Source organism: Gordonia sp. GONU (assembly GCF_024733855.1).
In the GTDB taxonomy this organism is placed as follows: Bacteria; Actinomycetota; Actinomycetes; order Mycobacteriales; family Mycobacteriaceae; genus Gordonia; species Gordonia amicalis.
In genome coordinates this window covers 149,353-170,439 of sequence record NZ_JANRHB010000004.1, presented here as the reverse complement: position 1 = coordinate 170,439, position 21,087 = coordinate 149,353, and the positions used below count along the sequence as shown (strand labels likewise).

Annotated in this window: 19 protein-coding genes and 1 tRNA gene; 8 read left to right on the top strand and 12 right to left on the bottom strand. The window is 68.2% G+C overall.

The features are described 5' to 3' along the window. Nucleotides 1-62 precede the first annotated feature (62 nt). The 3 genes from NWF34_RS05920 to aceE all read right to left on the bottom strand — a co-directional run bounded on the left by NWF34_RS05920 (nt 63) and on the right by aceE (nt 5,421). Nucleotides 63-971 carry an ACP S-malonyltransferase gene (locus NWF34_RS05920; protein ID WP_258324375.1) on the bottom strand — a complete coding sequence of 303 codons (909 nt, stop codon included), beginning with the start codon at nt 969-971 and terminating at the stop codon, nt 63-65. A 195-nt stretch (nt 972-1,166) separates the two neighbouring features. Continuing rightward, the gene (locus NWF34_RS05915) at nt 1,167-2,441 is read right to left on the bottom strand and encodes a CdaR family transcriptional regulator (RefSeq protein WP_258324374.1); all 1,275 of its coding nucleotides are present in this window, start codon (nt 2,439-2,441) and stop codon (nt 1,167-1,169) included. A 76-nt stretch (nt 2,442-2,517) separates the two neighbouring features. Then, nucleotides 2,518-5,421, bottom strand: a complete 2,904-nt coding sequence (gene aceE, locus NWF34_RS05910) for a pyruvate dehydrogenase (acetyl-transferring), homodimeric type (protein WP_258324373.1) — start codon at nt 5,419-5,421, stop codon at nt 2,518-2,520. A 142-nt stretch (nt 5,422-5,563) separates the two neighbouring features. Between aceE and NWF34_RS05905 the strand changes: the two genes are divergently transcribed. The 3 genes from NWF34_RS05905 (at nt 5,564) to NWF34_RS05895 (ending at nt 7,291) form a co-directional block, all read left to right on the top strand. Next, nucleotides 5,564-6,184: a hypothetical protein gene (locus NWF34_RS05905; RefSeq protein ID WP_258324429.1), complete on the top strand. Its 621-nt coding sequence runs from the start codon at nt 5,564-5,566 to the stop codon at nt 6,182-6,184. 199 nt (nt 6,185-6,383) lie between these two features. Next, complete coding sequence (locus NWF34_RS05900; protein WP_005200172.1) at nt 6,384-6,812, top strand: DUF3052 domain-containing protein; 429 nt, start codon at nt 6,384-6,386, stop codon at nt 6,810-6,812. After that, complete coding sequence (locus NWF34_RS05895; protein ID WP_096274157.1) at nt 6,809-7,291, top strand: peroxiredoxin; 483 nt, start codon at nt 6,809-6,811, stop codon at nt 7,289-7,291. The genes NWF34_RS05900 and NWF34_RS05895 overlap by 4 nt, the downstream gene beginning before the upstream one ends. 54 nt (nt 7,292-7,345) lie before the next feature. On the opposite strand, the gene NWF34_RS05890 is transcribed toward NWF34_RS05895, so the two are convergent. From NWF34_RS05890 to NWF34_RS05875, 4 genes are all read right to left on the bottom strand, one after another. Next, a tRNA-Val gene (locus tag NWF34_RS05890) sits at nt 7,346-7,417 on the bottom strand. 165 nt (nt 7,418-7,582) lie between these two features. Beyond that, a complete protein-coding gene (locus NWF34_RS05885) occupies nt 7,583-8,290 on the bottom strand; it encodes a CPBP family intramembrane glutamic endopeptidase (protein ID WP_096274155.1) in 708 nt (235 codons plus the stop codon). A 40-nt stretch (nt 8,291-8,330) separates the two neighbouring features. Beyond that, nucleotides 8,331-9,407 (bottom strand): NAD(P)H-binding protein, encoded by a 1,077-nt coding sequence (locus tag NWF34_RS05880; protein WP_096274153.1) that lies wholly within the window; start codon nt 9,405-9,407, stop codon nt 8,331-8,333. Between the two features lie 55 nt (nt 9,408-9,462). Next, complete coding sequence (locus NWF34_RS05875) at nt 9,463-10,446, bottom strand: YafY family protein (RefSeq protein WP_096274973.1); 984 nt, start codon at nt 10,444-10,446, stop codon at nt 9,463-9,465. Nucleotides 10,447-10,610: 164 nt separating this feature from the next. On the opposite strand from NWF34_RS05875, the gene NWF34_RS05870 reads away from it, so the two are divergent. Beyond that, nucleotides 10,611-11,435, top strand: a complete 825-nt coding sequence (locus tag NWF34_RS05870) for a maleylpyruvate isomerase family mycothiol-dependent enzyme (RefSeq protein ID WP_096274151.1) — start codon at nt 10,611-10,613, stop codon at nt 11,433-11,435. Between the two features lie 104 nt (nt 11,436-11,539). Here the strand turns inward: NWF34_RS05870 and NWF34_RS05865 are convergent, their stop codons facing one another. Both NWF34_RS05865 and NWF34_RS05860 read right to left on the bottom strand, forming a co-directional pair. After that, nucleotides 11,540-13,564, bottom strand: coding sequence for a protein kinase (locus tag NWF34_RS05865; protein WP_096274149.1), 2,025 nt, complete (start codon nt 13,562-13,564; stop codon nt 11,540-11,542). A gap of 106 nt (nt 13,565-13,670) precedes the next feature. Next, the gene (locus NWF34_RS05860) at nt 13,671-14,498 is read right to left on the bottom strand and encodes a spermidine synthase (protein ID WP_096274146.1); all 828 of its coding nucleotides are present in this window, start codon (nt 14,496-14,498) and stop codon (nt 13,671-13,673) included. 72 nt (nt 14,499-14,570) lie between these two features. Between NWF34_RS05860 and NWF34_RS05855 the strand changes: the two genes are divergently transcribed. Further along, nucleotides 14,571-15,548 carry a cobalamin biosynthesis protein gene (locus NWF34_RS05855; RefSeq protein ID WP_096274972.1) on the top strand — a complete coding sequence of 326 codons (978 nt, stop codon included), beginning with the start codon at nt 14,571-14,573 and terminating at the stop codon, nt 15,546-15,548. On the opposite strand, the gene NWF34_RS05850 is transcribed toward NWF34_RS05855, so the two are convergent. Then, entirely contained in the window at nt 15,526-16,548 is a 1,023-nt protein-coding gene (locus tag NWF34_RS05850; RefSeq protein WP_198362467.1) for an SURF1 family protein, read from the bottom strand. The genes NWF34_RS05855 and NWF34_RS05850 overlap by 23 nt on opposite strands. Nucleotides 16,549-16,585: 37 nt before the next feature. Here NWF34_RS05850 and NWF34_RS05845 point away from each other — a divergent pair, with 37 nt between their 5' ends. Further along, on the top strand, nt 16,586-17,590 hold the full coding sequence (locus NWF34_RS05845; protein WP_024500431.1) for a putative zinc-binding metallopeptidase: 1,005 nt from the start codon (nt 16,586-16,588) through the stop codon (nt 17,588-17,590). Nucleotides 17,591-17,613: 23 nt separating this feature from the next. Here NWF34_RS05845 and NWF34_RS05840 read toward each other — a convergent pair whose 3' ends face one another. Next, entirely contained in the window at nt 17,614-18,093 is a 480-nt protein-coding gene (locus tag NWF34_RS05840; protein ID WP_096274142.1) for a low molecular weight protein-tyrosine-phosphatase, read from the bottom strand. 53 nt (nt 18,094-18,146) lie between these two features. Beyond that, nucleotides 18,147-18,833 carry an HAD-IA family hydrolase gene (locus NWF34_RS05835; protein WP_198362466.1) on the bottom strand — a complete coding sequence of 229 codons (687 nt, stop codon included), beginning with the start codon at nt 18,831-18,833 and terminating at the stop codon, nt 18,147-18,149. Nucleotides 18,834-18,863: 30 nt separating this feature from the next. Between NWF34_RS05835 and cobC the strand changes: the two genes are divergently transcribed. After that, nucleotides 18,864-19,958, top strand: coding sequence for an Rv2231c family pyridoxal phosphate-dependent protein CobC (gene cobC / locus NWF34_RS05830; RefSeq protein ID WP_096274138.1), 1,095 nt, complete (start codon nt 18,864-18,866; stop codon nt 19,956-19,958). Next, nucleotides 19,936-21,075, top strand: a complete 1,140-nt coding sequence (locus NWF34_RS05825) for a Nif3-like dinuclear metal center hexameric protein (protein WP_096274136.1) — start codon at nt 19,936-19,938, stop codon at nt 21,073-21,075. The genes cobC and NWF34_RS05825 overlap by 23 nt, the downstream gene beginning before the upstream one ends. Nucleotides 21,076-21,087 lie beyond the last annotated feature (12 nt).

The window sequence follows — 21,087 nt, the reverse complement described above, 5'->3', positions numbered from 1 at the left end:
GCGCGCTTGGACAGATCGGCGTCGGGGCCGATCTTCCGGGGGTCGCGGACTAACCGCGACCGCTATCCAAGTTCAGTGATCTTCGCGATGTCGCCGGGCTCCTTGAGCGCCAGCGATGGGGTGCCCTTCAGCTCGCGCTTGGCGATCCCCACGAGCGTGCCCGCCGGCGGCAGTTCCACGACGGCGGTGGCCGAGTTCTCACGCAGGTACGCCGAGCAGAGATCCCAGCGGACCGGCCTGGTCACCTGGCCCACCAGTTTTGTCAGTGCTTCGGAGCCATTCGTTACAGGCTGCCCGTCGGAGTTCGAGAGCAACGTGCGATTCGGGTCGGACGGGGTGATCTTCGCGGCCGCCGCGGCGACGGCGTCCTGCGCCGGAGCCATGAAGTGGGTGTGGAAGGCGCCGGCGACCGCGAGCTTGCGAATACGGGCCTTCTCCGGCGGCGAGGCGATGAGCTCGTCGATCTTGTCGACGGCTCCGGCCGCGACGATCTGGCCGACCGCGTTGCGGTTGGCCGGGACGAGTTCGAGTTCCTCGAGGCGGGCGAGCACGGCGGCTTCGTCGCCACCGAGAACGGCGGCCATGGTGGTCGGTACGAGGGCGCAGGCCTTGGCCATCTCGGCGCCGCGGATCGCGGCGAGGGTGACGGCCTCGTCGGCCGAGATCACACCGGTGATGGCGGCGGCGGCGAGCTCGCCGACCGAGTGGCCGGCGACGACCGCGTCCGCGGGCAGCTCGCCGTTCTTGCGGACCTCGTCGAAGGCGAGCAGGGCGGCGACCACGACCAGCGGCTGGGTCACCGCGGTGTCGGTGATCTCTTCCGCGGTGGCGGTGGTACCGAGTCGTTCCAAGTCCAGTTGAGTGAGCTTGGACCACGTGGCGATCTGATCACGGGTACCGGGCAGGTCGAGCCACGGCGTGAGCATGCCGGGTGTCTGGGAACCCTGGCCGGGAGCAAGCAACGAAAGCACGTGACCAGAGAACACCCTTTACCCGCCCGATGTGGGTGTGGAGAAGCATGAACCTTGTAGCCGGGTTTTGTAGGGTTCCCACAAACTTCACCGTAGTGTCACCTGCTTCGTCATCAGGCTGAGATTCGTTACCGAACCGTGTTCTTAAGGCTCCTATCAGCATAAATGGCGAATCGGACATGTTACTCGTGTGGCTTATGGTGCAGAAGACTCCGATTTGTGCCGTAAGTGTGTCAAACGCCCGACGGTCGTCGCGATCCGCAGTACATACGCGTCGCGAGGGTTCGTCGGGTCGCGCCGTGTGATTTCCGCAATTTTCTTCAGTCGGTACCGGACCGTATTTGGATGTATGTACAGAACGCGCGCGCAGGATTCGACCGATCCGCCGGAGTCGAGATAGGCCTCGAGCGTCGTCGTCAGAGTGGAGCCTCCCGCCGACAGCGGACGGACCACCGAGTCGACCAGAGCGGTCACCGCTGACTCGTCACCGTTGAGTGCACGTTCGGGTAACAGTTCGAGACTGTGGACCGGCCGCGGTGCACTCGGCCAGCCCACCACCGCCTCGATCGCGGCCATGGCCTCGGCGGCACTGGTGTGGGCGCTGCCGAGGTTCGGCATGGTCGGCCCGATGACCACCGGGCCGTCGGCGAAGTGCGTGAGGAGAGCCGAGACGAACTTCTCCGTCGGCCGTGCCGGTCCGCTCACGATCGCGACCAGCACCGAGCCCTGGACCACCGACAGCGCCGACCGATCGAACTGCCGTGCCGTGTTGTGGATGGCCAGTGGCACCGACACGTTCTGTTCGGGCGGTGGGGTCCCGACGATCACCGTCGCCGGGGCGTCGGAATCCCAGTTCAGGGCGGCGGCACGGGAAAGGAGCTGAGGGCCGGTGTCCCCACGGACGACGGCATCGACGACCAGAGCCTCGAGTCGGGAGTCCCAGGCGCCACGCGACTCGGCGGCCGAGGCGTAGATCGCCGCTGCGGCGAAACCGATCTCCCGTCCGTAACGCAGGACCGACTCGGTGAGCGCACGGAGCTGAGCGTCGTTGCGGGCGAGCAGCGGCAGCCACTTCTCGAAGAACTCCATCGCCACGCGGACCATCTCGACGGTCTGCAGCAGGGTGATGCGACGGGCGAGGTCCTGCGGCACCACCTGGAACGCCTGGACCGTGAACTTCACGTTGCCCTCGGGATCCTGGATCCACTCGACGAAGTTCACGACGGCGGTCTGCACGACCAGCTGCACACTCGCGCGCTGCGCGGCATCGAGGTCGCCGAAATAAGGCAGCTGGTCCTGCATCGAGTGGACCGCCTCGGTGGCGAGGCGGCCGCTGTACTGCTTGACCCGCCGGAGCAGCGTGTCGGGCAGCGCGTCGTGCACGGTGGCGGGGGCCGGCACATGGGCACCCCGCGCACCGAACACGTCAGCCGGCGGTGTTGTGGGCTGATTCACTCGCGCGTCGGACACGACCTCAATCTAGTCCCTGTTCAGGCCATGCCGGGATCGTCGGTTCCCCTCGAGCGGCGGCGGCCCGGTTTCCGGGTCAGGCCACGCCGGGATCGCTGGTCTGCTCGGGAGCGGCGGCCACGTCGTCGATCTTGTACTTGTCCGCGGCCTCCTTGGCCACCGACATGTCGAGGTGGCCGTCGCGGGCGAGCGCGACGAGGACAGCGACCACGATCGACTCGGCGTCGACGTTGAAGAAACGTCGCGCGGCCGGGCGGGTGTCGGAGAAGCCGAACCCGTCGGTGCCGAGCGTCAGGTACGTACCGGGCAGGTACGCACGGACCTGCTCCTGGACGCCCCGCATGTAGTCGCTGACACCGACGAACGGTCCGGCCGCGTCGGCCATCAGTTCCGTCAGATAGGCGGGCGCGGGCTTGGTCCCGGGATCGCGCAGTGCCTCCCGGTCGGCGCGGATGCCGTCGCGGGCCAACTCACTCCACGACGTCACCGAGTAGACGTTCGCGCCGACGTTCCACTCCTCGGCGAGCAGCTCCGACGCACGCAGCGCGTCGGGCATCGTGACGCCGGAGACCAGGATGTTGGCCGGGTACTCCTTGCCCTCGGGAGCCTTCTGGAACAGATATCCGCCCTTGACGATGCCCGTGGCGTCGAGGCCCTCCGGCTTCGCCGGCTGGCTGATCGGCTCGTTGTAGACGGTGATGTAGTAGAAGACGTTCTCCGGGTCCTCGCCGTACATGCGCTTGAGACCGTCGTCCACGATGTGGCCGAGTTCGTAGGCGAACGCGGGGTCGTAGGCGATCACGGCCGGATTGGTCGCGGCGAGCAACGGCGAGTGGCCGTCGGCGTGCTGCAGGCCCTCACCGGTGAGCGTCGTGCGGCCCGCGGTGGCGCCGATGATGAAACCGCGCGCCATCTGGTCGCCGGCCGCCCAAAAGCTGTCCCCGGTGCGCTGGAAACCGAACATCGAATAGAAGATGTACAGCGGGATCATCGGTTCGTCGTGGGTGGAGTATGACGTGCCGACCGCGGCGAAGCTGGCCGCCGATCCGGCCTCGTTGATGCCTTCGTGCAGGATCTGCCCCTCGGAGCTCTCCTTGTAGGCGAGCATCAGTTCGGCGTCGACCGAGGTGTACAGCTGGCCGTTACGGTTGTAGATCTTCAGGGTCGGGAACCACGAGTCCATGCCGAAGGTGCGGGCCTCGTCGGGGATGATCGGCACGATGCGCTTGCCGATTTCCTTGTCGCGCAACAGTTCCTTGAAGACACGGACCAGCGCCATGGTGGTCGCGACCTGCTGCTTGCCCGAACCCTTCGCGGTGGCCTTGAGTGCCGAGGAGGTGTCGGCCTTGAGCACCTTGGACTTCGTGCGGCGGCTCGGCAGGAACCCACCGAGGGTCTTGCGGCGGTCCAGCATGTACTGGAGCTCCGGAGAGTCCTCGCCGGGATGGTAGTACGGCGGCAGATACGGATCCTTCTCGAGCTGCTCGTCGCTGATCGGGATGCGCGTGCTGTCGCGGAACGCCTTGAGGTCGTCGAGCGTCAGCTTCTTCATCTGGTGGGTCGCATTGCGTCCCTCGAAGTGCTTGCCGAGCGTGTAGCCCTTGATCGTGTGCGCCAGGATGACCGTCGGCTGGCCCTTGTGCGTCATCGCCGAGGCGTAGGCGGCGTGGATCTTTCGGTAGTCGTGGCCGCCGCGCTTGAGGTTCCAGATCTCGGCGTCGGAGAGGTCCTTGACGAGCTCCTTGGTCCGCGGGTCGCGGTTGAAGAAGTGTTCGCGAACGAAGGCGCCGTCGTTGGCCTTGTAGGTCTGGTAGTCGCCGTCGGGCGTGGTGTTCATCAGGTTGACCAGCGCGCCGTCACGGTCGGCGTGCAGCAACGCGTCCCACTCACGGCCCCAGATGACCTTGATGACGTTCCAGCCGGCACCGCGGAAGAACGACTCCAGCTCCTGGATGATCTTGCCGTTGCCGCGCACCGGGCCGTCGAGTCGCTGCAGATTGCAGTTGACGACGAAGGTCAGATTGTCGAGACCCTCGGTGGCCGCGAAGCTGGCGAAGCCGCGCGATTCCGGCTCGTCCATCTCGCCGTCGCCGAGGAACGCCCACACATGCTGGTCGGAGGTGTCCTTGATGCCGCGGTCGTGCAGGTAGTGGTTGAAGCGCGCCTGGTAGATCGCGTTCATCGGGCCGAGGCCCATGGAGACGGTCGGGAACTCCCAGAAGTCGGGCATCAAGCGCGGGTGCGGATACGACGGCAGACCGCCGCCCTCACCCGCATGGCTGTGCTCCTGGCGGAAGCCGTCCATCCGGGCCTCGTCGATGCGGCCCTCGAGGTAGGCGCGTGCATAGATGCCGGGGGACGCGTGGCCCTGGATGAAGATGTGGTCGCCGCCGCCGGAGTGGTTCTTGCCGCGGAAGAAGTGGTTGAAGCCGACCTCGTAGAGCGACGCCGATGACGCGTACGTCGAGATGTGGCCGCCCACACCGACTCCCGGGCGCTGGGCGCGATGCACCATGATCGCGGCGTTCCAGCGGATCATCTGGCGGAAGCGGCGCTCGACCTCCTCGTCACCGGGGAACCACGGTTCTGCCTCGGTGGGGATGGTGTTCACGTAGTCGGTGGAGGTGAGTGCGGGGATCGACACCCGCTTCTCGCCGGCGCGTTCGAGGAGCCGCAGCATCAGGTAACGGGCGCGTCCGGGGCCCGCGGCGTCGAGAAGGGCGTCGAACGAATCGAGCCACTCGGTGGTCTCGTCGGGATCGATGTCGGGCAGATAGGACGCGACTCCTTCGCGGATGACGCGGACCCGGTGTCCGCTTCGTCCGGCAGCACGTCCATTGGAGCTCGGGTCGGCTTGGCCGGCGTGCTCGCTGGGAATCGTGTCCTGCGTCGCCTGGTCCATCTGGTCGGTCACGGTGATGCCTACTCCCTCTGACAGGCCGGACTCGGGGTGGTGGTCCGGCTGCATGGCGTATGACACTGCAACTCCTTTTGTTGTGCGGTGTCACCCCTCATCGTGCCCCATGTGAGGGGGCTTGGCACCGGTGGATCTGTGTAGGCTGTCGCGATCGCGAAGGTGCTGTAGCGTCCTTGCAGCGTTACCGATGAGTAGGGGGATGACGATGCTGGGCACAGGGGAGGCCGGGCCCGGCCGCGGAGGACATCGGGGAGTCCGGGTGCGCGCGACCATCGGTATGGCATTCGGGGGAATCATGTTGTCGGCGTGCACGTCCACGGTCGGAGGTGCCGGTGTGCCGGCGCCCGGCGAGGTGGCGGTCTACCGGTCGGAGGTGTCGGCCTCGGCGGCTGCGCAGGTACGTGCCGAGGGCGTCGAGCTCTGTCGGGAGTCGATGTCGTCGATGGTCGTGATGCTGCGCGGCTACAACACCTTCATCAAGCGGCTCAACACGACGCATTCGTATCCGGAGGTCGGGGACCTCGCCGACAAGGCGCGGGCGAGCCTCATCGCGGGTGCCGACCAGATCCGGCCGAAGATCACCGACACCTCACCGCCGGAGATCGCGTCGCCGGCGCGGACGTTCCTGGATGCGACGACGCGTCTCGAGAACGCGATCCGCAAGGAACTGCGCACCGAACTCAACCCGGTGTCGGGGCAGTGGACGCGCGACAAGGCGCGCCTCCTCGAGGTCTGCGGGGAGTACACGCCCGTCCCGGCGGCCTCCTCGGGCACGCCCCGGACCTCGGTCACCACCACCCCGGTTCCGACGAGTCCCGGACGTTGATGCGCCGTCGCCCGGTGTCGGGGGTTCGTGCGATCGTGCAACCGTCGTCGGAAAAGAAACGCCCGAAATCGAGTGACGTCGGTCGGCTTGCAATGTGAGGCTCTAGGCTGTTGCCTATGCTGACAGGCGAGTTGGCGAAAAGAGACGTACAGACCGGCGACGAGAACAACGTCCCATCACCCTCAGGAGGTCACGCGCGGTGGTAGCCGCCACAGACGGTACGGGCAGCAACGCCCAAAAACTGGGCTTGAAGGCAGGCTTGGTCGTGCAGGAAGTCGGTTGGGACGAGGACACGGACGACGAGCTCCGGGCCGACATCGAGGACGCGATCGATGCCGAGATGGTCGATGAGGATGCCGACGACGTCGTCGACGTCGTGGTCCTCTGGTGGCGTGAAGGCGACGGAGACCTCGTCGACGCGCTGATGGACGCCATCGGACCGCTGGCCGAAGACGGATACGTGTGGGTGTTCTCGCCCAAGACCGGGAAACCCGGATATGTGGATCCGAGCGAGATCGCCGAGGCGGCCCCCACCGCGGGTCTCACCCAGACATCGGCGATCAGCCTGGGGGATTGGTCGGCCGCCCGGCTCGTCCAGCCCAAGGCACGCTCGGGCAAGAAAGCATGAGCGATGCTCTGCCCACCGCGCCGCTGAGCGTCGGTGATCGGGCACCTGATTTCGAACTGCGGGATCAGAACAACCAGCTCGTGTCCCTGAGCGCGTTGCGCGCCGAGCGCAACGTTCTCGTGGTCTTCTTCCCGCTCGCATTCACCGGCACCTGCCAGGGCGAGCTGGGCTACATCCGCGACCAGCAGCCGCGTTTCGAGAACGACGACGTGACCACGGTGACGGTCTCGGTGGGACCCTCGCCGACCCACAAGGTGTGGTCGGCGGCGCAGGGCTTCTTGTTCCCGCTGCTGTCCGACTTCTGGCCGCACGGTGAGGTGGCGAAGGCCTACGGCGTGTTCAACGAGGAACGCGGCTACGCGAACCGTGGCACGTTCCTCGTCGACCGCGAGGGTGTCATCGTCTACGCCGACATGGTCGGGCCGGGCGAGGTGCGCGAGAACGACGTCTGGGACCAGGCTCTCAGCTCGGTCGGCTGATCCGTCCTATGGCTCCAAGCCGCGCTGAGCGCGGGTTGGAGCCATAGATCTCGGTGCGCGCAAAGGGATTCGAACCCCTGACCGCTGGTGTGTAAGACCAGAGCTCTACCGCTGAGCTATACGCGCGTGCGCCGCCTCCGCGGCGGCACTTGCGAGAACGAATCTAGCGGGTCGACGCCGAACGCCCAAACTGCGGAGCGGTGACCGGCGAACCTCACCTCGACATGCAGACGTCGATCGAGGTCTGCATGTCGAGGCCGAGGTCCACCGGTCACGCAGCGGATCAGCGATTCACGCGAAGACCGGCGGGAGTGCGAGGACCATGACGGCGCCCCAGATGACGTGCGTGATCGCGGGCGCGAGGACACCGGCGGTGCTGCGTCGGAGGATGGCGCAGACGGTGCCCAGGACGGCACCGGCGAAGCCGAGCATCACATTGCCGCTCGCCATGGTGACGAGCACGTAGATGACTGTCGACACCAGCACCGGGTTGTGGGGGCGGGCCGCCGAGTAGACCGCCCCGCGGAAGAACAGCTCCTCGGCGAGTCCGTTGATCATGGTGATCGCGGCGACGACGGCGAGGCTGCCGTAGTCGGCGAAGGCGAGCACCTGGTTCGCCAGGTCGCTGACGCCGGGGATCATCCGGGCGATGAGACCGCCGACAACGAACGCGGCACCGACCGCGAGGCCGACGACGACGCCCAGTCCCACGGCGCCGAGACGATCCGGGGGCCGGGACGTCGTCGGGCTGTAGGCACCGAGTCGCAGTTTGCCGGAGGTGAATGCCCCGGCGATCCACACCACGGCCATTCCGGCCGTCAGCGGGTAGAACGCGGTGTCGCCGGGCTCCACACGCATCGAGACGCCGAGCAACACGGCCCCGATGACGAGGAAGACGCCGACGATCCAGCGGCGTCGGACGTAGTGGGAACCCGGATCGGGATCCCGATCCGTGGCTATCGAGTTGTAGAGGTCGCGCGCCAGTGCAGTCACCAGCACTCATCACCACCTAGGTCGGTCGTCTATGGACACGAATCATTCAGGGACGGCTCGACAGAAAAGCTCCGGCGATCTTCGCCGACACCCGCAGCGTGCCACCGATCGTCTCACCGATGGTGCGTTTGACGCGCAACCAATCGCCGCCGGCCCAGGCGGGGTCGGTATCGGCCAGATGGTGCAGGTCGTTCAGATCGCAGACGGAACGGGGATACGGGGACTCCACAGATGCCCGCACGGCATCGCGCATGGGCGTCAGACCGCCCTCCGGTGGTGGCACCAGTTCGCGGATGCGATGCTCCGACGCCGTCATCGGATGGTTGAGCGACGTGACCAGCTCCTCGGTCAGCGACGCCGGAACCGGCACGAACATGCCACCCAGCCGGCCCGCGACGCGGGTACTGACGCCGAAGACCGGAAGCCGCAGCCGCGGGAAGCGGACCGCGGAGATGTACTCGTGCAGGATCGAGATGTAGCGGGCGTGGTCGGGGCCGGATATATCGTATTCGCCCGGCGGGAGCGATGATTCACATGCCGCGACGAGGTAGTGGATGGCGTCGCGGATGGAGATCGGGTCCATCTCGTTGGTGATCCAGTCGGGCTCGGGGATCACCGGGAGGCGGTCGGCCATGTAGCGGATGATCTCGAACGACGTCGACCCGGCGCCGATGATCACCGCCGCACGCAACCAGACGAGTTCCGGGCCGCCTTCGACGACCAGCCCCTCGGCGACGTCGGCGCGGCTCTGCAGATGCGACGAGAGGTCGCCTCCCCCCGGCACGAAGCCACCCAGGTAGATGATCCGGGCGACGTCGGCATCGCGTGCCGCCTCGGCGACGTTGCGTGCCGCATCCCGATCGCCGCTGGCGAAGTCGGCCGTCCCGATGGCATGGACCAGGTAGTAGATCGCGTCGATGGGGCCGGCGTCGGACATCGCCTTCTTCACCGAGATCGGATCGTCGACGTCCATGGCGACCTTGGTGACGTTCGGCGACCAGCCGAACCGGTCGAGCTTGCGGGTGTCCCTGGACGTGACCACCACCTCGTGGCCCTGCCTGAGCAATGCGCATACGAGTCGGGAGCCCACGTACCCGGTCGCCCCCGTGATGAGTAGCCTCATGCCTTCGACCGTAGAGAAGAATCGGCGATCCGGTCGGACGAGCAGGTCAGCGCAGCTAGGGCTGGGCGGTCATCGCGCGCCGATAGCGTTCGGCGACCTGGTCGTGATAGTCCGCGGCGGCGCCGAGTTCGACGCGCAGTTCGGCGGGTTCGATGACGGTGAAATCGGCCCCGAAGGCGTACATCCAGCGCGCGATCGACGTCAGCGACGTGCTGTAGACGGTCACCTCGCAGGTGTGTTCGTCGCCCGACTCCAGAGTGCCCCACGATTGGTGGATCATCGGTGCGACCTCGTCCAGCGGCAGGTGGATGCGTACCCGGGCCGTCGCCCGTTGCTGGAGTGCGCCGAGACCGCGGGCGACGAAGGCTGCCGCGCCGCCCTCGGGCGGCTCGCGCGGTGTGAATCGCGGTCCGGTGGGGATCTTCGGGTCCATGCGATCGACGCGGAACGAACGCCAGTCGGCGCGGGCGAGGTCGAAGCCCACGAGGTACCAGCGATTCCCGTTGCGCACCAGACGATATGGCTCGACCTCGCGTCGGCCCTCCTCGCCGTCGTTGCGCCGGTAGTCGAAACGCAGGCGTTCGTGGCGATGACAGGCCGTCGCGATCTCGGTGAGGCGATCGGCTGGGACAGCGCTCGATGGCGCCTCCCTGGGTATGGCCTCGATGCGCAGCGCGTCGAGACGGTGCTGGAGTCGCGAGGGCATGACCTGGCGCAGTTTGGCGAGAGCCCCGGCGGACGCCTCGGCCATGTCGGCGACCGCTCCAGTGGTCACCGCGTCGAGCCCCAGGGCGACGGCGAGCACCTCCTGGTCGTCGAGGAGCAGGGGCGGCATCTCCGCACCCGCGCCGAGGCGATACCCGCCGCGTGCACCGACATTCGCGTCGACCGGATAGCCGAGCTCGCGAAGCTTGTCGATGTCGCGACGCACCGTGCGGGTCGTGATGTCGAGGCGTTCCGCGAGTTCCCTGCCCGACCATTCCCGTCGCGTCTGCAACAACGACAGCAGAGCGAGCAACCGGGCCGAGGTTTCCAACATGAAGACATCCTGCCGCACGATGCGGACAGGTTCTGTCCTTGTTCGTCGGAGCGCGGGTTTCGGAACGGTTCGACGTGGTCAATGTGGCCGCTGAGCGCAACTGCCCGGCTAGGGTTGTCCCGGTCCGGTGTCCCGCCGGACGCACGACCGCAAGGAGCACTCTCATGGCCACGACCATCCTGCCGCTCGACGAGGTCACCGCGGGTCTGATCGCCCAGTGGGCCGCGATCGCCGACGTTGCCGGCGGACTCACCGATGAACAGTGGTCGGCTGCTTCGGTGTTGCACGGATGGACCAACGCCGACATCGTCGCGCACATCATCGGCACCGAGAGCATGCTCGACGGCCGCGACGTCGAGGCCACCCGCACGGTGAGTGCGCTCGACCACGTGCGCAACCCGATCGGCGAACTCAACGAGAAGTGGGTCGACCACTACCGCCCCAAGTCGCGTGCCGAGGTTCTCGCGGCGCTCGAGGAGATCGTCGGGATTCGTACCGCAGCGCTGCAGGCGATGACGCAGGAGCAGTTCGAGGCTCCCTCGATGACCCCGGCCGGAGCCGACACCTACGGGCGCTTCATGCGAATCCGCATCTTCGACTGCTGGGTCCACGAGATCGACCTGCGCGACGGCACCGACGGTTCGGCCGTCACCGACCCCGTCCCCGCGTCGTGGGCGCTCGACGAGATCGGGGCGTCACTGCCGTTCGTCGTCGGCAAGCGAGCCGACGCGCCCAAGGGCAGCAAGGTGCTGTTCGACATCACCGGCCTGTCCCCCCGGACGGTCCGGATCGCGGTCGGCGACCGGGCGTCGGCGGTCGAGGAGTTCGAGGGCGGCGACGCCTCTGCCGATGTGCGGCTCCGGATCGACGCGGCGAACCTGGCCCGGTGCGCCGGTGGCCGGCGGGACGCCGATCCGGGCGCGGTGGAGATCGACGGCGATGAGGCACTGGGCAACGCGATCCTCAACCGGATGAACTACGTGATCTGACCCGGAGCGGAGATGTGACGAGCTCAGGAGGGTTTCAGTCAGCAACAGGTATCGCCAGGCGATACCTATTGCTGACTCCGCCGCACAAGCGGCGAGCAGCGGGGCTACTCATCGACGGTCGCCTTCTGGATGAGCAGGTTCTGGTTCGGTGGTCCTGACTGCGCGCCGGGCTTGGCGGGCGTGAACCCGCCCGCGACGATCCTGTCCAATACGGCAAGACCGGCGGGGTCCATGGTTCCGACGATCGAGTAGGTCAGCGGGAGATCGGTGTCGTCGGCGAGCATGAAAAACGTCGTCGACCCGGTGGCGCCCTCGTCGTCGGGCAGATCGAGGATGCCGACGGTACCGCGCGGATATGTCACCTGCGGGACGCCGTTGTCGTCCGTGCCCGCCGACGGCAGATCCTCGGGCAGTTCATCAGGACTGGTCCAGCCGGGATTGGTGCCCTCCTTGCCGCCCGACGACCCACAGATCAGGTATTTGGCCGACGCACGGTGGCACTTGCTGCCGTCGTAGAAGCCGGACTTGATCAGCGAGACCATGGCACCGACGTTGCACGGCGCCTCGGCCCGGTTGAGGGTCATGCTGATGGTGCCCTGCGCGGCGATCGGGATCGTCGCGTCCACGGTGCCGGTGTTGGGCTGGGTCGATGCGGGCGGCGGCTGGGTGATGCCGCCGACCACCGGCCGCGTCGGATAGTCACAGGCGACGGTGCCCGCGGGCATGGCCTGGGTCGAGGTGTCGGGGCCCGGCGGATCCTCGCCACCGCCCGACAGCGCGACGACGATGCCGGTGACCGCGAGAGCGATCACCACCACACCGACGCCGATGGCGACCGCCAGGTTGCGTCCGGTGTGCGACTTGCGTGGAGGCGGAGTCGGGGGGATGCCCCACTGGTTGGGCCCCGAATACGATTGCGGCCCGGAATAGGACTGTGGCCCTGAGTAGGACTGCGGTCCTGAGTAGGACTGCGGTCCTGAGTACGACTGGGGTCCCGAATGCGATGGCCCCGAAAATGATTGGGGGCCCGAGAATCCCTGCGGCCCGGAATGGCCGGGCGGGGAGCCGTATCCGCCACCCGCGCCGGGCGCATGCTGCGGGCCCGAGGCGGTCGGGCCAGAACTCAGGCCGCGGACCATCGTCGGGTCCGATGCCATGGAGCCGCCCGGCGTTTGGTGGGCGGCCGGCGGGTGCTGTTGCGGTGGACGCGGCGCATACGTCGGCGGGGTCAGGCCCGACGGTGGGATCGGCTGCGGCACGACAGTGGGCGGGGCTTGCTCGGCCGGAGGTGTCTGCGCTCGGGCGGCCGATGCGGACCCGCTGCCAGACAGCGCGTCGGAGGCCGCGTGGATGAGTTCGCGCGCACTCGCATAACGATGCGCGGGGTCCTTGGCGAGGCCTCGGGCGATCACCGGGTCGAGCGGTCCGCCCGTCTGCGGTGGCGGCTTGGTGATGTGCGCGGTCATCAGCCCCTGGTCGGTCTTCGCCGGGAAAGGGAGCTGCCCGGTGACACATTCGTAGAGGACGCAGGCGAGGGAGTAGTTGTCCGATGCCGGGCCGGCCGGCTCGTCGCCGAACCGTTCCGGCGCCATGTACGCCAGCGTGCCCAGCGCGGTCCCGACCTGTGTCAGCCGGCTGTCGGTGGTGCCCTGCGCGATACCGAAATCGACGAGGTAGGCGAAATCGTCGGCGTCGACGAGGATGTTGTCGGGTTTGATGTCGCGGTGAACCAGACCGTCGCGGTGCGCCGCGTCGAGCGCCGCCGCGACCTGACCCAGGATGTGGACCGCCCGAGCAGGTGCCAGAGGACCGGAGTCGAGGACCTTGCGCAGGTCCTGACCGTCGACGAGGCGCATGTCGATGAACAGGACGCCGTCCTTCTCGCCCCAGTCGTGGATCGGGATGACGTGCGGATCGGACAGTTTGGCCGCGGTCTTCGACTCGCGCTCGAATCGTTCGCGGAAGTCGTTGTCGTGGACCAGATGTGGCGGAAGCAGCTTCAGGGCGACACGGCGTTCCCGGACGGTGTCGTAGGCCTCGTACACCTCACCCATGCCGCCGCGACCCAGCAGTCTGTCGATGCGGTACGGGCCCAGCGTGGTGCCCGCTCTCGACGATGGATCGGTCACGTCATCCTCGGTTCTTCGATCGTCAGATCCTCAGCCGGCAGTCGAAACCACCCTAACGACTGTCGAGCGGGTTCGTACATCGACCGGACGCGGGACCGGCGACGGCTCACGCCCTGCTCGACGCGACGTCGGCGTCCGTCAGTCCCGGACCGCGTGCGAAGTCGCGCGCCTTGGCGCCCGAGAGGATCTGCGCAGGTAGCGGATCGCTGAGCAGGGTGCGGACCAGTGTCGCCGACGCGTCGAGCGGGGCGTCGCTGCCGACGATGACGATGTTTCCGGTGCGGCGCCCCTTGAACATCGCGGCGTCGGCGATGAGCAGCAGGTGCTCGAAGACCGACGCCACGGTTGCGGCCTCGGCGCGAGCGCCCGCCAGATCGCGGCTGTCCCCGCAGTTGGCGAGATACAGCCCGCCCGGCACGAGCACATCGCGGACGGCGGCGGTGAACTCGCGGGTCGTCAGATGGGCCGGCGTGCGGTCACCGGCAAATGCGTCGCGCACGATCACCTCACGCGTGCCCGGTTGCAGGGAGGTCACCACCTCACGCGCGTCGCCGACCCGGATCCGCAGCCGGGGGGCGCGGGGGAGGTCGAACCACTCGCGCACCAGTCGGGCGAGCTCACCGTCGACCTCGACGGCCACCTGCCGGGCATCGGGGTACTGGTGGTCGAGATAGCGGGCGAGTGCGCAGGCGGCACCGCCGAGGTGCAGGACGCGCAGTCGATCCGAGGTGGGGTGGCGTTCGGCGATGACGGCGGCCATCTGGCGCAGGTACTCGAAGTCGAGCACGGTCGGGTCGTCGGGATCGATGTGCGAGCTGTGCGCCCCGTTCACGGTCAGCAACCAGCCGCCGGCGATGGTGTCACGTGCCAGTTCGGCGACACCGGTGTCGATGACGTGCCGACCCGGCGACGGTTCTGCAGATGACCTGGCCACGGGTCGAGTCTGGCACGACCGGATCATGGAGGAGATAGGGGCCGCTACCATCGCGCGGTGCCCCTCGCCTGTGTGTCCAAGACCAGTGAGCAGCGAAACCGACCCGGACGACGTTCGTTGTCGACCGCAGCCGGTCTCGTCGTCGGCCTCCTCCTCGACGAGGCGCTGGGTGACCCGTCCCGGGGACACCCGGTCGCGGGTTTCGGTCGGCTGACGTCGGCGCTGGAACGCCGCATGTACCGCGACTCGCGCGCGGCGGGCGCCGGCCTGGTCGCGGTGGCGGCCGGCGGTGTCGTGGCAGCGGGACTTGCCGCATCGACCGGACGCCGGGCACCGACAGCGGTGGCGCTGACCGCGGCGTCGACCTGGATCGCGCTGGGCGGGACCTCGCTGTGCCGGGTGGGTGATGCGGTCGCCGACGCCCTCGAATCGGACGACATCGACGCCGCGCGAGCCCTCATCCCGAGCCTCTGCGGGCGTGACCCCGAGTCACTCGACGAGAGCGGGATCTGTCGAGCGGCGCTGGAGTCGATCGCCGAGAACACCTCCGACGCGACCGTCGGACCGCTGTTCTGGGGTGCGGTCGCCGGTGTTCCCGGAATCCTCGGCTACCGTGCGATCAACACTCTCGACGCCATGGTCGGGTACCGCAACGAGCGCTATCGCGACTTCGGTTGGGCGGCCGCGCGACTCGACGACATCGCCAACATCCTCCCCGCACGCCTCGCGGGTGCGCTGATCGTCCTGGTCTCCGGCGCGCCTCGACGCGCTGCCGAAGCCTGGCGCCGCGACAGCCGTGCACATCCGAGTCCCAACGCGGGGGTCGTCGAAGCGGCCTTCGCCGGTGCCCTCGGGGTGCAGCTCGGGGGCCGGACGGTGTACCCGCACGGCGTCGAACAACGGCCGAGGCTGGGACGGGGGCCGGCGCCACGACCCGGCGATCTGCGAGCAGCTGTCGAGCTGTCGCGTCGGGTTCAGCGTGCAACGCTGGCCGCGTGTGTCGCGGGTTGCCTGGCTCGGGCCGCGCTCAGCCGCCGTAGCGCCGGCTGAGCTTGTCCCGCACGTCGCCGTCCTGACTCCGGGGGTCGGGCTTCACGTCGCGGACGTCGCCGACCGTGTCCTCGGCAACCGGACCGTGGCCGATGCGTCCGACGTTGTGGACCATCGTGGTGCCGCTCGCGGCGCGCAGTTCCTCGCGGATCTGCCGGCGTCGCTCGGCGCGCGAGGCGGCGGTACTCGGCTCGGGCCGAGGCGCGGACTCCGCGGCGGGGGCCGCGCCGGTGTCCTCCGCGACCGGAGCCGCGTTCGCGGCGGCGGCCCGACGGCGCGAACGGATCTCGGCGATCAGGAAGTACAGGACACCGAGGGGCGCCATGATCCCGAAGGCGAGCCACTGCAACCCGTACGAGAGGTAGGGGCCGGTGTCGAGCTGGGGGAGCGGGATCTCGCCCAGCGAGCCCGGCTGATCCGGGGACAGCTGCAGATAGAAGTCGTCCATCGGCGTCGACGTCGCGGTCGCGACCAGACCCGGGTTGATCGACGGCACGGTCAGCACGCCGTTGTCGGCGCGTGAGCCGCGGTCGGCGCTGACACTCTCTGCCGCGCGGATCCGTCCCTGAACGGTCTGCTCACCGGCCGGCGGCGACGGGATGGCCGGGACACCGCCCTCCACCGGGCGGACGAAACCGCGGTTGATCAGGATCACCCGATCCGAACCGGTCACGGCGAACGGGGCGAGGACCACGACCGCCGGACGTTCCTGGATGTTGCGCAACCGCACCAGTGCCTGCCGGTCCTCGAGATACCGGCCCGTCACCGCGACCTGACGCCACTCGGTCGACGGGTCGAGGGTCGACGACGGTGCCACGTCGGCCAGTGGGACGGTCTCGAGCGAGGACGCGGTACGGATCAGGTCGTTGCGGCGTTCGGTGTCCGAGTTCTTCCCGAGCTGCCACGGCGCGAGGAGTGTGAAGCAGGCCACTGCGAACGCCACGACCACGACTCCGAGGGCAATCCACCCTGGACGCAGGATTGTTCGCAGTACGTGCACAGCTCCCAGGTTACCGAGCACGGGTAGCGTGATCGAAATGCGAGACTTCATCTGCTTGAACTGCGGCCAGCGTCTCTCCTTCGAAAACAGTCTCTGCCTGAACTGCAAGAGTGCGCTCGGGTTCTGGCTCGAGTCCCGCTCCATCCAAGTGCTCGACGACAAGGGGCGTGCCCAGGTCGACGGCGTCCTCATCGAACGGTGCGCGAACATCAAGGTGGCGCAGTGCAATTGGCTGGTGAAGTGGACGGGCAATCCGGAGCTGTGCCAGTCCTGCCGGCTGACGCGCACTCGTCCGGGTGACGACGATCCGGACGCGCTCGTCGCGTTCGGCCAGGCCGAGACCGCGAAACGGCGGCTCGTCCTCGAACTCGCCGAACTGGGACTGCCGATCGAGGACCGTGACGAGAATCCCGACACGGGACTCGCCTTCGACCTCCTGTCCAGCGCTCGGCAGAACGTCATCACCGGTCACGCCAACGGGGTCATCACCCTCGACCTCGCCGAGGGCGACGACGTCCACCGCGAACAGATGCGCGTCGAGCTGGACGAGCCGTACCGCACGGTTCTCGGACACTTCCGGCATGAGATCGGTCACTACTACCAGCTCGTCCTCATCACCGACGACCGCCGCCCCGGCTTCGAGGAGCTGTTCGGCAACCCCGACGACGACTATCAGGCCGCCCTGGACCGTCACTACAAGGAGGGTGCGCCCGAAGGATGGCGGAAGAACTTCGTCTCCTCCTACGCCACGATGCACCCGGCCGAGGATTTCGCCGAGACCTTCGCGCACTACCTGCACATCCGCGACACCCTCGACACCGCCGCGGCGTTCGCGATGGCACCGTCGGGTACGACGCTGGACAGTGTGCCGCCCGGCGATGTCGGCTTCGATCGGATCATCGACGAGTGGCTACCGCTGACGTGGGCGCTCAATCAGATCAACCGGTCGATGGGTCACCCGGACCTCTACCCGTTCGTGCTCCCGGCGCCGGTGCTCGAGAAGATCCGCTTCGTGCACAACCTGGTGGCGCCGGTCGGCTGAGACCGGTCGCGCTGGGCGTGGCGTCAGTCCACGCCCAGCTGCAGGCGCACCCAGTCGATCAGTCCGGGGACGGCGCTCTCGATCTGCTCGCGGGTGGCGACGAAGTCCTCGGTGCCGCCGTAATAGGGGTCGAGGAGGGCGAGGTCGTCGGCGGGTGCCGACGGATCGAACGATCGCAGCAGTCGCGTCCGGTCACCGAGCCGCTTGCGTTCGAGTTCCCGAAAGTGGCCGTCGTCCATCGCCAGGAAGAGATCGGCGTCGAAGTGTTCGGGTCCGAGCAGCGCCGCCACGTGCGCGTCGGAGTAGCCGTGGGCCAGCAACTCGGTGCGGGCGCGGTTGTCGGCCGGTTCGCCGACGTGGAAACCGGTTGTCCCGCAGCTGGTGACGCGTACCTTGCCGCCCAGTCCGGCGTCGTCCAGAGCCGTCCGGAAGATGTTCTGCGCCATCGGTGACCGGCAGATGTTGCCCGTACACACAAAACAGACGTGTAGTTCTTCAGTCACTGGTGCCCACCTCAGCTCGACATGCCGACGCGCTCGGTGGTCCAGGGCGTCGGTCACATACCCAGGACGTCGCGCAATTCGGCTGTGGAATCAACCGTCCAGGCTGCGCCCTGTTCCTCCCCGTGCAGAGAATAACCCCATCTGACCAGGAGCGCTGAGATGCCGAACGCCGCTGCGCCGTGCACATCGTGGCTGCGATCGCCGATCATCACCACCGGTGCGGTCACGTGACCGGTGTCGGCATCCACGGGAAGTCCCAGCTCCGCGATCGCATGAGCGATGACATCGGACTTGTGGCGGCGCGAACCGTCGTCGCTGGCGCCGGCGATGTACTTGAAATGGTCGGCCAGGCCGAAGTGCTCGAGGATCCTGCGCGCGGTGGTCTGGTTCTTCGACGTCGCGATCGCCATCGTGCGCCCCGACGCGGCGAGATCGGCCAGGACGTCGGCCATCCCGTCGTACACCGAGTTCTCCCGCCAGCCGATCTCGGTGTAGCGCTCCCGGTAGGCGCGCATCGCCTCGTCGGCGACCGCGGGTGCGAGCCCCAGACTGTTGAGGGTGTCGAGCATCGGCGGCCCGACGATGCCCGCGACGACCTCGGGACCGGGCTCGGCCGCGCCGACGGCGGCGAGGGCGTGCCGGAAGCTGTTGGCGATACCCGCGAAGCTGTCGGTGATGGTGCCGTCGAGATCGACGAGCAGGACGGTGTCGGGATGGCGGGGATCTGGCGGCGTCAACACGCGTCCATCGTGCACGTAAGGTCAGTAGACATGACAGCTGGGTATGGCGTGGCATCCACATCCGACCTGTCCGACCCGGACCGGCACGGCGATCAGGACGCGGCGCCCGGGCTGGCGGACTTCGCGGTCAATGTCCGCGGCACGCCACCACCTTTCGTCCTCGACGCCATCATGCGCGGTCTCGGCGATCTGGCCCGGTACCCCGGCCACGACGACGAGCGGCGCGCGGTCGACGCCATCGCCGCCGCCCACGGCCGGTCGCCCGACGAGGTGTTGCTGCTGTCCGGCGCGGCCGACGGCTTCGAGATGCTGCCGCGACTGGGGGTGCGCCATGCCGCCCTCATCCAGCCGTCGTTCACCGAACCGGAACTCGCGCTGCGTGCCGCCGCGGTGCCCATCACCCAGGTGACGCTCGACGAGCCGTGGCGGCTCGACCGGGCGGTCGTACCCGACACCGCCGACCTGGTGATCCTGGGCAACCCCACCAACCCGACGTCGGTGCTGCACCCGCGGGAAGCGATCGGGGCGCTGCGTCGTCCGGGACGCATCATCGTCGTCGACGAGGCGTTCGCCGACCTCACCCTCGGCGCGGACGGCACCCTCGAACCACAGTCACTGGCCTCGTCCGACTGGCCGGATCTCATTGTGATCCGGAGTGTGACAAAGACTTTCGGTCTGGCCGGGCTACGAGCCGGTTACCTGCTCGCCGCACCGGGGATCATCTCGCGCCTGCGTGCGGGACGTCGGCCGTGGGCGCTGTCCACACCGGCTCTGGCCGCACTGACCGCGTGCCTCGGCGACGAGGGGCATCGCTACTGCTCGGACCAGGCCCGCCGGGTCGCGGCCGAACGCGCCGAGATGGTCGACGAACTGACCCGGGTCGGGCTCGTCGTCGTGGCGGAACCGGCCGCGCCGTTCGTCCTCGTCGAGGTGCCACGGGCGACGGACGTCAAACGGCGTCTCGTCGATCACGGGTTCGCGGTGCGCAGTTGCGCCAACTTCGTCGGACTCGGCGACGACCATCTGCGGCTCGCGGTACGTCCGGTCGAGCAGGTCCGTGCGTTGACCGCGGCGATCGAGCAGGTAAGAGAGGAGATGAGGGATGGGAACCGAGTCGACATCTGAGGGCATCACCGTCGGCGACGTGGTCGACGCCGTCGAACGCGCGTATCCGCCGGCGCTCGCCGAGTCCTGGGATGCGGTGGGGCTCGTGTGCGGCGACCGCTCCGAACCGGTGCGTCGGGTGCTGGCGTGCGTCGACGTGACGGACGCCGTCGTCGACGCGGCCGTGGCCGAGAAGGCGGACCTGGTGATCGCGCATCACCCGCTGCTGATGCGCGGGGTCACGTCGGTGGCCGCCGACACCCCCAAGGGCCGCATCGTGCACCGCCTGATCCGCCACGGCATCGCGTTGCTGTCGGCCCACACCAACGCCGACCGGGCGCGGCCGGGCGTGTCCGACGCACTCGCCGACCTGCTCGGTGTGGTCGACACCGTGCCCATCGAGCCCAAATCTGCTGCGCCCCTAGATAAATGGGTGGTGATGGTGCCCGAGGGCAACGTCGAACAGGTCAGTGAGGCGATGTTCGCCGCCGGCGCGGGTGCGATCGGCGACTACCGCGACTGCTCGTGGACGGTCGTGGGCACGGGCCAGTTCGAGGCGCAGGAAGAGGCGACGCCGACGATCGGCGAGATCGGCACCCGAACCCACGTCGACGAGGCGCGGGTGGAGATGGTCGCCGCGCGATCCATCCGCGGATCCGTGCTGCGGGCACTGCGCAACGCGCACCCGTACGAGGAACCGGCGTTCGACGTCTTCGAGCTCGCCGACCTCGGCAGCGACCTGGGCCTGGGTCGGGTCGGTTCGCTCACCGAGCCGATGACATTGCGCGACTTCACCGCGGTTGTCGCACGGGCACTGCGCGCCCCGTCGGGAATCCGGGCGGCCGGCGATCCGGATGCGCTCGTGCGCACGGTCGCGGTGTGCGGCGGTGCGGGCGATTCACTTCTCGGTCGTGTCCGCGGGCTCGGCGTCGACGTCTATGTGACCGGCGACCTGCGGCACCATCCGGCCGACGAGAGTCTGCGCGACGGTGGGCCGGCCCTCGTCGACGCGGGCCACTGGGCCACCGAGTTCCCGTGGTGCGGCCAGGTCGCGGAACTGCTCGGCAAGGAATTCCACGTGCCGGTGACGGTGTTCGACACACCGACGGACCCCTTCGGGCTGCACAGCTTCGGCTGACCCCCGAGGGAA

Excerpts from the sequence above, each read along its gene's own strand:
- NWF34_RS05905 (WP_258324429.1), top strand. The coding sequence starts at position 5,564 with ATGCTGGGCACAGGGGAGGCCGGGCCCGGCCGCGGAGGACATCGGGGA.
- NWF34_RS05895 (WP_096274157.1), top strand. The coding sequence starts at position 6,809 with ATGAGCGATGCTCTGCCCACCGCGCCGCTGAGCGTCGGTGATCGGGCA.
- NWF34_RS05880 (WP_096274153.1), bottom strand. The coding sequence starts at position 9,407 with ATGAGGCTACTCATCACGGGGGCGACCGGGTACGTGGGCTCCCGACTC.
- NWF34_RS05875 (WP_096274973.1), bottom strand. The coding sequence starts at position 10,446 with ATGTTGGAAACCTCGGCCCGGTTGCTCGCTCTGCTGTCGTTGTTGCAG.
- NWF34_RS05870 (WP_096274151.1), top strand. The coding sequence starts at position 10,611 with ATGGCCACGACCATCCTGCCGCTCGACGAGGTCACCGCGGGTCTGATC.
- NWF34_RS05845 (WP_024500431.1), top strand. The coding sequence starts at position 16,586 with ATGCGAGACTTCATCTGCTTGAACTGCGGCCAGCGTCTCTCCTTCGAA.
- cobC (WP_096274138.1), top strand. The coding sequence starts at position 18,864 with ATGACAGCTGGGTATGGCGTGGCATCCACATCCGACCTGTCCGACCCG.
- NWF34_RS05825 (WP_096274136.1), top strand. The coding sequence starts at position 19,936 with ATGGGAACCGAGTCGACATCTGAGGGCATCACCGTCGGCGACGTGGTC.